8 protein-coding genes and 1 pseudogene are annotated in these 13572 nt (G+C 70.3%); 4 read left to right on the top strand and 5 right to left on the bottom strand.

Annotated features, from left to right (window positions below; translation table 11 throughout):
- Nucleotides 1-39: 39 nt before the first annotated feature.
- From ACN28I_RS12680 to ACN28I_RS12690, 3 genes are all read left to right on the top strand, one after another.
- Nucleotides 40-333, top strand: a complete 294-nt coding sequence (locus ACN28I_RS12680) for a type II toxin-antitoxin system RelE family toxin (protein WP_420942299.1) — start codon at nucleotides 40-42, stop codon at nucleotides 331-333.
- A 93-nt stretch (nucleotides 334-426) separates the two neighbouring features.
- The gene (locus ACN28I_RS12685; protein ID WP_420942300.1) at nucleotides 427-1689 is read left to right on the top strand and encodes a serine/threonine-protein kinase; all 1263 of its coding nucleotides are present in this window, start codon (nucleotides 427-429) and stop codon (nucleotides 1687-1689) included.
- 99 nt (nucleotides 1690-1788) lie between these two features.
- Complete coding sequence (locus tag ACN28I_RS12690) at nucleotides 1789-4053, top strand: ATP-binding protein (RefSeq protein WP_420942301.1); 2265 nt, start codon at nucleotides 1789-1791, stop codon at nucleotides 4051-4053.
- A 3-nt stretch (nucleotides 4054-4056) separates the two neighbouring features.
- Here the strand turns inward: ACN28I_RS12690 and ACN28I_RS12695 are convergent, their stop codons facing one another.
- The 5 genes and pseudogenes from ACN28I_RS12695 to ACN28I_RS12715 all read right to left on the bottom strand — a co-directional run bounded on the left by ACN28I_RS12695 (nucleotide 4057) and on the right by ACN28I_RS12715 (nucleotide 11352).
- Nucleotides 4057-5403: a sensor histidine kinase gene (locus ACN28I_RS12695; protein WP_420942302.1), complete on the bottom strand. Its 1347-nt coding sequence runs from the start codon at nucleotides 5401-5403 to the stop codon at nucleotides 4057-4059.
- The gene (locus ACN28I_RS12700) at nucleotides 5400-6815 is read right to left on the bottom strand and encodes a sigma-54-dependent transcriptional regulator (protein ID WP_420942303.1); all 1416 of its coding nucleotides are present in this window, start codon (nucleotides 6813-6815) and stop codon (nucleotides 5400-5402) included. Before ACN28I_RS12700 ends, ACN28I_RS12695 begins: the two co-directional genes overlap by 4 nt.
- 88 nt (nucleotides 6816-6903) lie before the next feature.
- Complete coding sequence (locus ACN28I_RS12705) at nucleotides 6904-9327, bottom strand: ABC transporter permease (protein ID WP_420942304.1); 2424 nt, start codon at nucleotides 9325-9327, stop codon at nucleotides 6904-6906.
- Between the two features lie 30 nt (nucleotides 9328-9357).
- Nucleotides 9358-10054, bottom strand: a pseudogene (locus tag ACN28I_RS12710) (ABC transporter ATP-binding protein).
- 53 nt (nucleotides 10055-10107) lie between these two features.
- A complete protein-coding gene (locus ACN28I_RS12715) occupies nucleotides 10108-11352 on the bottom strand; it encodes an HlyD family secretion protein (protein WP_420942305.1) in 1245 nt (414 codons plus the stop codon).
- 196 nt (nucleotides 11353-11548) lie between these two features.
- Between ACN28I_RS12715 and ACN28I_RS12720 the strand changes: the two genes are divergently transcribed.
- Nucleotides 11549-13570 (top strand): YfbK domain-containing protein, encoded by a 2022-nt coding sequence (locus tag ACN28I_RS12720; protein ID WP_420942306.1) that lies wholly within the window; start codon nucleotides 11549-11551, stop codon nucleotides 13568-13570.
- Nucleotides 13571-13572 lie beyond the last annotated feature (2 nt).

Here is a 13572-nt window from a genome sequence, read left to right on the forward strand (position 1 = left end):
GCGCGGGTTGGCCTGGTTTGTGCTTCACCCATCCGCGAGATGAGCCTCTCCGAGAACGTCACCGCCTACAGCATCGAGGTGTCTTCCGGGGCCTGGAAGCAGCTCTCCCACCTGCCCCTGGAGACCTACCAGCGCGTCCGCGGCGAGTTGGACGCGGTCGCCGCCCGGCTGGCGAACCTGGGACCGCACACCCTGACGCTGCTGAAGACCGTGTGTCTGCTCACGTCGCTCTCCCTCGTGGTGGGGGACTACGTCGTGCTCTACGACATGGAGCCCGAGCACAAGCGCGTCACCCTGCGCGAGGTCGCACGCCGCCTGCCGCGAGATGCCTAGGGGGCGCACGGTGTAGGCCAATACGCCACAAGATGGAGGAAGGAAGCAGGCAGCCGGGCGTGACGGCGGAGGTTCTGTTATTCAGGGAACCCCATGACGGACACGCTCCGATACGTCCCGAACGCCAGCCTGGATGCCACCTTCATCTCCCCGGCCGCGCAGCCTGGGAATGCCCCCGCCTCCGTTGGGCTGCCCCAGAGCCCTCCGGCATCCGGCGCCGCGCGGCGCAGCACGGTGCTCCCCCGGGTGGAGTGGACCGGAGACAAGCCCAACGTGGTCCCCTTCGAGCGGGAGCGTTTCGAGGAGCTCCAGCCGCTGGGCCAGGGCGGCATGGGCGAGGTGGTGCTGCTCAAGGATCACGACATCGAGCGGATGGTGGCCCTCAAGCGCCTGACGGAGGCGACGGACCTGGATCGCGTGCTCCGCTTCGTGGAGGAGATCCGCACCATCGGGCAGTTGGACCATCCCAACATCGTCCCGGTGCACGACGTCGGTATCGACCAGCAGGGCCGCTACTTCTTCGTGATGAAGCACCTGCAGGGCGACACGCTGGAGACCATCATCCACAAGCTGCGCCAGGGGGACCGCGCCACGCACGCGCGCTTCACCTTCCCCATGCGCGTGCAGCTCTTCCTCGGCGTGCTCAACGCGCTGGCGTACGCGCACCGCAAGGGCTTCATCCACCGCGATCTCAAGCCCGCCAACATCATGGTGGGGCCCTACGGCGAGGTCACCGTGATGGACTGGGGCCTGGCCCGGCGCGTGCGCACCCCGGCAAGCGCGGCCCCGGGGGCCTCGTCCACCGGCGGCGCGCCCGCCAGCCTGCGCGACGCGGCCTCGCTCCAGACGCAGATGGGCGCCGTGGTGGGAACGCCCTTCTACATGTCGCCCGAGCAGGCCCGGGGACAGCACGACGCCGTGGACGAGCGCAGCGACACGTACAGCCTCTCCGTGCTCTTCCACGAGCTGCTCTTCCTGCGCCACTACCTGGAGGGGCGTGAGTCGCTGGCCAAGGTGCTCGAGGGCGTGCAGAAGGAGGCGCCCGGGCTGTTCGCCGACGGCTCGACCGCGCACCAGCCCCCGGTGCCCTCCGAGCTGCGCTGGTTCCTCCACAAGGGCTTCGCGAAGGAGCCGGCGCAGCGCTACCAGTCCGTGGACGAGATGATGCAGGTGCTCCAGGAGGTCATGGAGGGCCGCATCCACGTGCAGTGCCAGCGGACGCTGATGAAGCGCGGGCTCCACGAGGCCCTCCGCTCGGTGGACAAGCACCCCGTCCTCTTGACGGCCGCGTGCACGACGGCCGCCGCGGTGGTGCTCGCCTCGCTGGGCCATCTGCTGATGGTGTTCTTCGGCTGACACGGAGTGTCCCGGGAGCGGACACGTGTAACTCCAGGAGATTTCAGGTAGATTTACGTCCCCGGGCGCCGTCGCCGCACTCTCCCAAGGTTCCCTCCCATGGCATCCCTCCCCCAAGGCCCCGCTCCCGCTTCCCGGGCCCCGTCCGGTATGACCACCGGTGGCGAGAGCTCCGCCGAGGAGAAGCTTCGGGCCAGCCACGCCCTGCTGCGGGCGATCTCCGAGGCCCAGGCGGACTTCATCCAAGGGGGAGAGCCGAGGGAGCTCCTCCAGCGGCTGCTCACGGTGGTGCTGGAGCTGACGGGCAGCACCTCCGGCGTCATCGGCGAGGTGCTCGCCGGCGCCGGTGGCCCCCCCTCGCTCCGGCTCCTCGCCAGCTTCCCGCGGGAGGAGGACGGCACCACGTGGGAGCTCCACGCCCCAGGCCAGGAGCCGGGGGAGCCGCGCGCGCTCGTGGGGGCCGTCTTCTCCACGGGAGCGCCCGTGCTGTCCGGAGGTCCCGGCGCGCGGCACACCTTCCTCGGGCTGCCCCTGGAGTGCGGAGGGGAGCGGGTGGGAGTGGTGGGGCTCGCACAGCGCCCGGGCGGCTACGACACCGGTGTCATCGACTTCCTCCTGCCCTTCGTGCACGCCTGCGGCGGCCTCCTCACGGGGGGGCGCCAGGAGCAGCGGCGGCGCCGGGCCGAGCAGGAGATGCGCCAGACCCAGGAAGCGAGCGCGGAGCGCGTGCGGCTGTTGGCCGAGCGGCTGCGGCTGGTGATGGAGAGCGTGCAGGACGGCCTGTGGGACCTGGACATGATCACGGGCCGGCTGTTCGCGAACCGGGCCTGGCTGGGCATGCTGGGCTACGCCGAGGACGAGCTGGAGCAGACGCAGGCCACATGGGCCGGCCTGTGCCATCCCGAGGACGCGGAGGAGGCCGAGCGGCTCGTCCAGGAGCACCTGAAGGGCATCACGCCGCTCATCGAGAACCAGCAACGCCTGCGGCGCAAGGATGGAGGCTGGACCTGGGTGCTGACCCGGGCCCGGGTGGTGGCGCGCGACGAGCAGGGCCGCCCGCTGCGCATGGTGGGCACCAACGTGGACATCACCGCCCAGAAGCGCACCGAGGAGCGCCTGCGCGCGCTGATCCGCACCCTTCCGGATCTCGTGCTGCGCCAGAGCGCGGATGGCACCTACCTGGACTACCACGCCTCCCGGGCGGAGGACCTGGCCATCCCCCCCGAGCAGATCATCGGCAGCAACATGCGCCAGACGCCCTTCCCCGCGCCGCTGCTCGACAAGATGTTCATGCATCTGGGGCGCGCCATCCGGGAAGGCACCCTGGAGGTCTTCGACTACGCGTTGGACCTGCCTGGCGGGCGCGAGTACTTCGAGGCCCGCATCCTGCGCAGTGGGCAGGACGAGGCCGTGTCCATCATCCGCAACATCACCGACCGCAAGCAGTCCGAGGTGCGCCTGCTGCAGCAGGAGGAGGAGCTGCGGCGCCACCGCGACAGCCTCGAGGAGCTGGTGCGCAACCGCAGCGAGAAGCTGCTCAAGGCCACCATCGAGCTGGAGGAGCAGCAGGCCCAGCTCATCCAGGCCGAGAAGATGGCCTCGCTGGGGCAGATGGCCGCGGGCGTCGCGCATGAAATCAACAACCCGGTGAGCTACGTGATGAGCAACCTGGGGACGCTCGACCAGTACGTCTCCTCGCTCACCCCGCTGCTGCAACTGCAGCGAGAGCTGCTGTCCAACCCGGGCGGCGCCAACGCGGAGCTGCTCGAGCGCATGGGCGAACTGTGGAAGCAGGAGGAAGTGGACTACCTGCTCAGCGACATGCCGGAGCTCATCGAGGAGTCGCTGGCGGGCACCCGGCGCATCAAGGAGATCGCCCAGAGCCTGCGCTCGTTCGCGCGCGAGGACACGGGCGAGCCGCAGCTCGTGGACGTGAACACCGAGCTGGCCTCCACGCTGAAGATCGTCTGGAACGAGCTCAAGTACAAATGCGAGGTGAAGCGCGACTTCGGTCCGCTGCCGCCCGTGAGCTGCCACCCCACGCAGATCTCCCAGGTCTTCACCAACCTGCTCGTCAACGCGGCGCAGGCGATCGAAACGCGGGGAGAGATCCGCATCCGCACCCGGCAGGAGGGCAACGAGGTGGTGGTGGAGATCGCCGACACCGGCAAGGGGATGACGCAGGAGACGATCTCCAAGCTCTTCACGCCCTTCTTCACCACCAAGCCGCGCGGCCAGGGCACGGGGCTGGGGCTGTCCGTGAGCTACGGCATCATCGCCAGGCACAAGGGCCGCATCGACGTGCAGAGCCAGCCGGGCCAGGGCAGCACCTTCACCATCCGCCTGCCCTCCGCGCAGCGCTGAGGTTCAGCGCCGCAGCCCGGGCGCGTTCAACGGCAGCCGCAGCCGCGCGCGGCACCCCGGGCCCTCCGTCCGGTTCTCCAGGCGCAGGCTGCCCCCGTGGGCCTCGGCGATCTGCCGGCTGAGCGCCAGGCCGATGCCACTGCCCTCCGGCTTCGTCGTGAAGAAGGGCACGAAGAGGTTGGCCGTGTCCGCCAGGCCCGGGCCCTCGTCCTCCACCCACACCTCCACCGCGTCCGCGGACGGGGCCGTCCACGACACCCACACCCTGCCCCGCCGCTCGCGCGCCGCGTCCACCGCGTTGCGCACCAGGTTGATGAGGAGCTGCTCCAACTGATCGCTGTCCGCGCTCACCGCGAGCATGGGCCCCGGGCGCACTTCCACCGGCAGCCGCGTCTCCAGCGCCGCCACCCGCCGCACCCACGGGTCCACCTCCAGAGGAGAGATCCTCGGCGGTGGCAGGCGCGCCAGCCGGGCATAGGCGGACATGAAGCGCCCCAGCGCCTCGCTGCGCCGCGCGATGATGCCCAGGCCCATCCGCGCGTCCTCCTCCCAGTCCGCCGCCCGCGGCACCTGCCCCAGCGAGTCCTTCAGCGCATCCGAGATGGAGTGGATGGGCGCCAGCGAGTTGTTGATCTCATGGCTCAGCACCCGGACCATCCGCCGCCACGCCTCGCGCTCCTCCTCGCGCAGCGCCAGGCGCAGATCCGCGAGCACCACCAGCTGGTGGGGCAGTCCCCCCTGCCGGAACGTCCCCCGGCGCAGCTCGTACGGCCCGCCCTCCGCCGCGAAGGTGCGCGTGAGCCGCCGCGGCACCGGGCCCTCCAGCAGCTCCGCCAGCCCGAGCCCCTCGGCCCTCTGGTTCATCAACCGCGCGCGAGGCAACCCGAGCAGCCGCTCCCCGGCGCGGTTGACGAACTTCAGCGTCCCCTCCGCGTCGAAGGTGAGCACCGCGACGTCGATCTCCTGCATCACCTGGGTGAGGAGCACGTCCGCCTCCATGGCCCCCAGCCGCTGCTCGCGCAACGTGTCCGCCAGGGCGTTGGACTCCAGGTACACCTCGCCCAGGGGATCTCCCCCCCGCGCGCCGCGCCCGCGCACCGAGTAGTCCCCCTCGCGCAGGGCCCCGAGCAGGTTGGCCACCGTCTGCAACGGACGGGTGACGCGCTCGCGGACGGCGAGCGCCGCGCCCAGGTGCACGCCCAGCACCAGGAGGGAGAGCGTCCAGCACACCTTCGCGCTCGCGTCGCCCCCCCACAGGAGCACGAGCGCGGTGACGGAACCCGGCAGTCCCGCCAGCAGCGCCAGCAGGAAGATGTGGACGTCGTGCGCGAGCGGCTTGCGCCGGCTCACCGCGCGCCCTTGATGCCGTAGTACTGCATGCGGCGGTAGAGCGCGCTGCGCGACAGGCCGAGCGCCTTCGCCGCGTCACTGACATTCCCCTCGTGCCGGCCGAGCGAGCGCTCGATGAGGTAACGCTCCACCTCCTCCAGCGTCATCTCCTCCAGCCGGGCCTGGCCCTCGCGGCCGCCGCCCCCGCCGCGGCGCAGGAGGAAGTCCTCCGCCGTCACCTCGTCCGTGCCGGCCATGAGCAGCGCGCGCTCCACCGCGTGCTCCAGCTCGCGCACGTTGCCGGGCCAGGCATAGGCCATCAGCGCATCCAGCGCGGACGGCGACAGCTTCAGCCCCGAGCGCCCGTAGCGCTGGCCGTGGATGGTGAGGAAGTGCGCCGCCAGCAGGGCGATGTCCTCGCGCCGCTCCCTCAACGGAGGCAGGTGCACCTCCACCGTGTTGAGGCGGTAGAGCAGATCCTCTCGGAAGCGGCCCTCGGCCACCGCCTTGGACAGGTCCACGTTCGTCGCGGAGACGACGCGCACCGACACCCGGCGCACCTTGGAGGAGCCCACCGGGTGCAGCTCGCCCGTCTGGAGCACGCGCAGCAACTTGGCCTGCTGCGTGAGCGGCATGTTGCCGATCTCGTCCAGGAAGAGCGTCCCCCCGTCGGCCAGCTCGAAACAGCCGATGCGGTCCGTCTTCGCGTCGGTGAAGGCGCCCTTCACGTGGCCGAACAGCTCGCTCTCGAAGATGCCCTCGGACAGGCCGCCCGAGTTGACGGCGACGAAGGGCCGCTCGGGACGGCCCGAGGCGGTGTGGATCCACCGCGCCACCACTTCCTTGCCCGTGCCGTGCTCGCCGGTGATGAGGACGTTGGCCCCCGAGGGTGCCACGCGCTCCACCATGCGGCGGATGGGCTGCATGGCCCGGGATTCGCCGACGAAGGTGGGACGCTCCCCGCCCTTGCGCAGGTGGGTGTTTTCCTCCTCCAACCGGCGCGAGCGGCGCAGCGCCCGGCCCAGCTCGAGCTGGGTGCGCAACGTGGCGAGCAGCCGCGTGTTGTCCCACGGCTTCTGCACGTAGTCGCGCGCTCCACCGCGCATGGCCTCCACCGCGCCCTCCACGCTGCCCCACGCCGTCATCACCACCACCGGCAACGAGGAATCCAACTGGCGCACGCGCGCGAGCAGATCCAACCCCTCGCGCCCGGACGTGGTGTCCCGCGCGTAGTTGAGATCCATCAGCACCACGTCCACGTCCTGGGATTCCAGCGTGGCCAGGACGCCGGCCGGGGACTGGGCGGTGTGGATGACATACCCGTCGCGCTTGAGCAGGAAGCGCAGGGCCTCCAGCACGTCGGCCTGGTCGTCGGCGATGAGGATGCGCGGCTGGGGCGCGCTGGCGGGGGCGGGGGTGGCGGACTCGGACACGGCGGACACCTGGGAGGAGGAGACTCTGCCAGAAGCATTGGCCCGGAGGGAAAACGGAGGGGCCGGCGATGACGCTTGCTCGCTCCCCTCACTCGGCGCGGAGCGTCTGGGCGGGGTCCACCTTCACCGCGCGCCGCGCCGGCACCCAGCTCGCGAGCACGGCCACGCCCGCCAGCACCACCGCCGTCCCGCCAAAGGTCAGCGGATCCGTCGTCCCCACGCCCTGCACCAGACTGTCGAGCAGCCGGGTGAGGATGCCCGCGGCCACCGCGCCGATGGCGACGCCGATGAGGGCCAACCGCACCCCGTAGCCCACCACCAGGCGCACCACATCCATCTCGCGCGCCCCGAGCGCCATGCGGATGCCCATCTCCCGGGTGCGCAGCGCCACCGTATAGGACATGACGCTGTAGATGCCGATGCTCGAGAGCACCAGGGCCAGCACGGCGAACAGGCCCACCAGCCCGAGCACGAACCGGCGATCCGCCATGGAGTTCTCCACCACCGAGTCCATGGTGGCCACCCCCGACAGCGCCTGATCCGGGTCCATCGCCTTGAACTCCTCGCGCACCCGAGACATCAGCGCGTCGGTGCCGCCCTCGCCCCGGACGGCCAGCGTCAGCGAGCGGCCAATCTGGGTCACGAACTCGTCCGGCACCTGCTGGAAGGGCAGGTAGAACTGGAAGGGCGCGGGCTCCGGCTCTCCGGGGCCGTAGGCGATGAGGTGCTTGGCCACGCCGATGATCTCGAACTCCCGGTCGCCCTGGGTGAGGATCCGCTGCCCCACCGCGCTCTGCCCAGGGAAGAAGCGCTTCGCCAGCACCTCGTCCACCACGATGACCGGCGTGCTCCCCACGCGATCACCCGGCCCGAATCCCCGTCCCTCCAGCAGCGGGATGCCCATGGCCTCGAAGTAATTGGAGGCGGTGATGAAGATGACCGACTGCGGCGACTCCCCCTTCTCGGGAGGCGGCCGGCCCGCGATCTTGAAGCTCGTGTCGGAGAAGCCGATCAGCGGCATTCCGTTGGAATACGTGGCCGCGCGCACCCCGGGCATCGCCTGCAGCCGCTCGCGCGACTGCTCGATGAAGTTGCGGAGTGCCTCCGGGCCCGGGAAGCGGCTCTCCGGTGCGGACATGCGCAGGGTCAGCACGTTCTCGGGCCGGAAGCCCAGATCCAACCCCTTGAGCTGGACGAAGGTGCGCGTCAGCAACCCCGCCCCCACCAGCAGCGTGAGCGCCAGGGCCACCTCGGCCACCACCAGGGCGTCGCGCGCCCGGCCCCGGAAACGCGAAGCCCCCGCCCCCGTGTCCTTGAGCGTCTCCACCAGCGAGACCTGGCTGGCCCGGAGCGCCGGAAGGATGCCGAGCAGCACCCCCACCCCGAGCGACAGCACGAGCGTGAAGGCCAGCACCTTGCCATCCACGGAGAAGGTCGCGGTGCTGGGAATGCCCTCCGGCCTCGAGGCCGCGAGCACGTCCACGCCCCACAAGGCGAGCACCAGTCCGAGCCCTCCGCCCACCAACGCCAGCAGCGCGGACTCCACCAGCATCTGGCGGATCAGCCGGCCGCGCCCGGCTCCGAGCGACGCACGGATGACCAGCTCGCGCTGGCGGGCCGCGCCGCGGGCGAGCAGCAGGTTGACCACGTTGATGGCGGCGATCAGCAACACGAAGCCCACCGCCGCCATGAGGGCCAGCAGGCTGGGACGCAGATCCCTCACGAGCCGGTCATGGAACATCGAGAGGCGCGGCAGCACCTTGCTGTTGGAGTCCGGATGGGCCTCCTGCAGCCGCTGGCCGATGGCCTCGAGATCCGCCCGCGCCTGCTCCAGCGTCACCCCGGGCTTGAGCCGTCCCAGCACGTACATTCCCGGGTGGTTGCCCCGCTGCTCGAAGAACCGCTTCTCCGTCCGGGCCAGGGGCACCCAGATGTCCTGGGCCGTGTAGAACTGGAAGTCCTCGGGCAGGACACCCACCACGGTGTGCGGCACGCCATTGAGCGTCAGGCTCTTGCCGAGGATGTTCCGGTCCTGGCCGAAGCGCCGCACCCAGAAGCCATGGGAGAGCATCACCGCCGGAGGCCCGCCGAGCACGTCCTCCTCGGGAAGGAAGTTGCGCCCCAGCACGGGATTGACGCCCAGCAACGGCAGGAACGAGGCGCTCACCAGCCGCGTCCCGAGCCGCTCGGGGATGTCCACCCCGGTGAGATCAAAGGCCCCGTTCCGGTAGGCGGCCAGGTCCGTGAAGCTCTTCTGTCCCTCCCTCCAGTCGATGAAGTCGGGAATGCTCACGCTCATCGACGGGAAGCTGGGCGTGCCTTCCTGGATGAAGACGAGCTGCTCGGGAGCCTTGTAAGGCAGCGGGCGCAACAGCACGCCATTCACCACACTGAAGATGGCGGTGTTGGCGCCGATGCCGAGCGCCAGCGTGATGACGGCCGCCAGCGTGAAACCGGGGCTCTTGCGGAGCAGGCGCAGCGCGAAGCGGGCATCCTGGAGGAAGGTGTCCATGGGGGTTCCCGAGGGGAGGACTTCAGGGGATCAGCGGAGGCGCTCGTCCTGGACGACGCGGCCGTCGAAGAGGCTCACCATGCGCGTACCGAGCCGCGCCTGGTTCGGATCGTGCGTCACCATGATGAGGGTGGCGCCGCCCTTGTGGAAGCTCGGAGAGGAGCTGCATCACCTGCTCGCCATTCTTGGAGTCGAGGTTACCGGTGGGCTCGTCGGCCAGGAGGATGAGCGGATCTCCCGCCACGGCGCGCGCCACGGCCACGCGCTGCTGCTGACCGCCGGAGAGCTGCCCCGGCATGTGCCGCGCCCGGTGGCCCATGCCCACCCGCTCCAGCGCCCGCTCCACCCGCTGGCGGCGCTCGTCCGCCGGCATGCCGCGGTAGGTGAGCGGCAGCTCCACGTTCTCGTAGACGGACAGGTCTCCGATCAGGTTGAAGCTCTGGAAGATGAAGCCGATGTGCTGGTTGCGCACCAGCGCCCGCTCTGCCGGGGACAGGTCCAACACAGACCGGCCATCCAGCAGGTAGGTGCCCTTGGAGGCCGTGTCCAGCAGCCCCAGCAGGGCCAGCAGCGTCGTCTTCCCGGAGCCCGAGGGCCCCACGATGGAGACCCACTCGCCGGGCCGCACCGCGAAGTGGACGTCGGAGAGCGCGTGCGTCTCCACCTCCTCCGTCTCGAAGACCTTCGTGATTCCCTCGAGCTGCAGGAGGGCCTTCTGCTGAACCATCGAAGGGGTTTCCACCGGAGCCGTCTCCTGAGTCTGTACCGCGGTCACCGTCATCATCGCAGCCTCACCCGTTCCACCGCGTCCCACGCGGTCATGTCCGAGAGCACCACCTGCTCACCCTCGGCGAGGCCCTCAACGACCTCGATGGAATTCACCGAGCCCCGGCCGAGCCGCACCGGAACCCGCACCGCCTCGTCACTGCCCGGCACCAGCTTGAAGAGCGACACCGTGGCGTTGGGCTGGGCGCCCGCGGGCCGGCCCATGGAGAGCACCTCGCCCAGCCGCTCCAGTTCCACCGTGCCCTCCACGGTGAGATCCGGCCGCGCGCCCCGGGGCAGCTCGCCCGTGAGCATCACCTCCACGCGCACCGTGCCCTGGCTGGCCGCCGGAGCGATGCGGGCCACCGTGCCCTCGACGAGGCCGTTGCGCGTATCCACCTCCGCGCGCTGGCCCACCTGGATGTCCCGCGCCTGCGTCTCCGCGATGCGCAGCTCCGCCTTCAGCTTCTCGGGCTTCACCACCTTGGCCAGTACGGTGCCCGGCGTCACCCATTGCCCCAGCTCCAGCGGCAACTCCGACAGCACCCCGCCCTCCCCCGCCTTCACCTGCATGGAGTCCACCTGGTTGCGGCGGAAGCGCGCCACCGCCTTCAGCCGCTCGATCTGCCCCTGCTGCGCCGCGAGCTGCTCACGCGTGCTGGACTGGATCACCGAGAGCCGCTGGCGCTCGAGGCCGAGCCGCGTGGCCATCTCGCCCGCCTTGCCCTTCACCTGCTGGAGCTCCAGCTTCGGCACGAAGGAACGGTCCATCAGCGCCACCGTGGCCTGGGCCTGGTTCTCGGCGTTGATGGCCTCCGTCTCCAGGGTGGCGATGGTGGCCGCCTGGGAGATGCGCTGCGTCTCCAGATTGGTGCGCAGGGAGATGAGCTCGGCCTCCGCGCTGGCGAGCTGGCGCTCGGCCTCCAGGGCCTGGAGCTGGACGTCCGGGTTGGACAGCTCGAGCAGCAGCGTGCCCGGCTCCACGGACGTGCCGGGCCGCACGTGGATGCGCTCGACGCGGCCCGCGGTGTCGGCGGTGAGCCAGCGGATGTGCTCGGGCACCAGCGTGCCCGCGCCCTTGACCTGGCGGATCATCGGCCCCCGCTTCACCGTGTCGAGCCACACCGTGCCGCGCTCCACCGTGGGGGCGGCGGCGCGGAGCCGGGAAAGGCCCACCGTCACGCCGACGAGCACGAGCACGCCGAGGCCCGCGAGGAGCCAGGGCTTGCGACGGGTCTTGGGTTTCTTGGGAATGTCCACGTCCGGGCCCTAGAGCGAAGGGCGTGCCAGGACCGGTCCGCCTCCCAACCTCCCGGAATCACTCGGGGAGCTGGGGGGGCTCCGGGGACGGCTGCCCGGTTGTGGAAAGCGTCGTCCCAGGAACGAACACCGCCGGGCCCGCTCGCCCCGCGGACGGGCCCGCGTGATGAAACCATGATGAAGAGCGGAGCCCCGCATGAGGCACCATGCGGGCCGCATCTGGATGATGGGTCGTGTCTCCCCGTTGTCCGAGGTGGCTCCGACGATGAAGCACGCCCTGCGAAGTGCCCTCTGCTGTGTCCTCCTGCTGCTCTCCGCGCCGGCCCTCGCCGATAGCGTCATCATCGGCACGGTCTCCAGCGCCGATGACAAGAAGCCCCTCCAGGACGTGGTGGTCACCGCGACGTCCCCCAACCTCATGGGCGAGCAGGTCGTGGTGACGGACGCGAAGGGCAACTTCCGTATCCCCCAGCTTCCACCGGGCGTCTACACCCTGCGCTTCGACAAGGAGTTCTACCGCCCGTTCGTGCGCTCGAACATCAAGCTGAACCTGGATCGCACCATCCGCGTGAACGTGGAGCTCCTGCCCGAGAGCTTCGCCGAGGAGATGATCGTGGTGTCGGGCGGCGGTGCGCCCCCCCTCGACTTCGGCGCCATCGGCCGAAGCATCAGCGACTTCTTCGGAGGCCGGAAGAACCCCAGCCCGCCGCCTCTCCCGAATCCCCCGCCCTCCAGATCCACCCCGGCGGCGCCTCCGCCGCCCGAGCGCATCACGGCGCTCCCCCCGCAGCCCTTCTCGGACATGTACTTCAAGAGCTACGGGGTGAACCCGACCATCGACACCGAGGAGGAGCGCTTCTCCACCTTCTCCGTGGACGTGGACAGGGCCTCCTACGCGCTGACGCGCGGCTACCTGGAGCGGGGGGCGCTGCCCGACGAGCAGGCGGTGCGGGTGGAGGAGTTCGTCAACAGCTTCGACTACGGCTACCAGGGCGACCCCGAGGCGCCCTTCAGCGTGCACGTGGAGGGCTTTCCCTCGCCCAGCCGCAAGGGCTACCACGTGGTGCACATCGGCCTGAAGGCGCGCGAGGTGAGCCGGGAGGCCCGCAAGCCCGCCCACCTCGTCTTCGTCATCGACGTGTCCGGCTCCATGAACATCGAGAACCGGCTCGGGCTGGTGAAGCAGGCGCTGCGGCTGCTGGTGGACGAGCTGGACGAGCGCGACCGGGTGTCCATCGCCGTCTACGGCTCGACGGCGCACCCGGTGCTCGGGCCCACGAGCGCCGCCGACAAGCACAAGCTGATGGCCGCCATCGACAAGCTCTCCTCCGACGGCTCCACCAACGCCCAGGCCGGCATCGAGCTGGGCTATTCCATGGCCTCCGAGCACCTGCTCGAGGGCGGCATCAACCGCGTCATCCTGTGCTCGGACGGAGTCGCCAACAACGGCATCACCGACGCGGACGGCATCTGGGAGCGGGTGCGCGCCCAGGCCGCGCGGGGCATCACCCTGACCACCATCGGCTTCGGCATGGGCAACTACAACGACGTGCTGATGGAGCGGCTGGCCCAGGTGGGCGAGGGCAACTACGCGTACGTGGACCAGTTGGAGGAGGCGCGCCGCATCTTCGTGCAGAACCTCACCGGCACCCTCCAGGTGGTGGCCAAGGACGTGAAGCTGCAGCTCGAGTTCGACCGCCAGGCCGTGGCCCGCTACCGGCTGGTGGGCTACGAGAACCGGATGCTCGCCAAGGAGCAGTTCACCGATGACCGGGTGGACGCGGGCGAGGTGGGCGCGGGCCACAGCGTCACTGCCATCTACGAGGTGAAGCTGCGCGAGCCCACCGGCTCCTTCGCCACGCTGCGCATCCGCTACAAGGCGCCGCAAGGGGGCGACTCGCGGGAGCTGGAGAAGCACCTGCCCTCCAGCGTCCTGAGGCCGGCCTACGGCCGCACCGCGCCCCCCACGCGCCTGTCCTACGTGGCGGCCGCCTTCGCCGAGAAGCTGCGTGGCTCCTATTGGGTCCGCACGCTCTCCTGGCCGCAGCTCTATTCACTGTGGGAGGAGCTGGACGAGCCCCTGCGCGACCGGCCGGACGTGAGGGAGCTCGGCTCGCTCATCCGCAAGGCCCACGGGCTCGACCGGCGCACGGATCGCTTCGAGCAGCTCGCGCCCGTGGTCACCATGGACTTCGACCGCGTCCCGGTCATCAAGTAGAG

Origin of the sequence: Archangium gephyra (assembly GCF_049060025.1) — a bacterium.
GTDB classification, from domain to species: domain Bacteria; phylum Myxococcota; class Myxococcia; order Myxococcales; family Myxococcaceae; genus Archangium; species Archangium gephyra_A.

Bases quoted from the DNA above. Each gene is read 5' to 3' on its own strand.
- ACN28I_RS12720 (WP_420942306.1), top strand. From the start codon at position 11,549: ATGAGGCACCATGCGGGCCGCATCTGGATGATGGGTCGTGTCTCCCCG.
- ACN28I_RS12680 (WP_420942299.1), top strand. From the start codon at position 40: ATGAGCCTCTCCGAGAACGTCACCGCCTACAGCATCGAGGTGTCTTCC.
- ACN28I_RS12690 (WP_420942301.1), top strand. From the start codon at position 1,789: ATGGCATCCCTCCCCCAAGGCCCCGCTCCCGCTTCCCGGGCCCCGTCC.
- ACN28I_RS12685 (WP_420942300.1), top strand. From the start codon at position 427: ATGACGGACACGCTCCGATACGTCCCGAACGCCAGCCTGGATGCCACC.
- ACN28I_RS12705 (WP_420942304.1), bottom strand. From the start codon at position 9,327: ATGGACACCTTCCTCCAGGATGCCCGCTTCGCGCTGCGCCTGCTCCGC.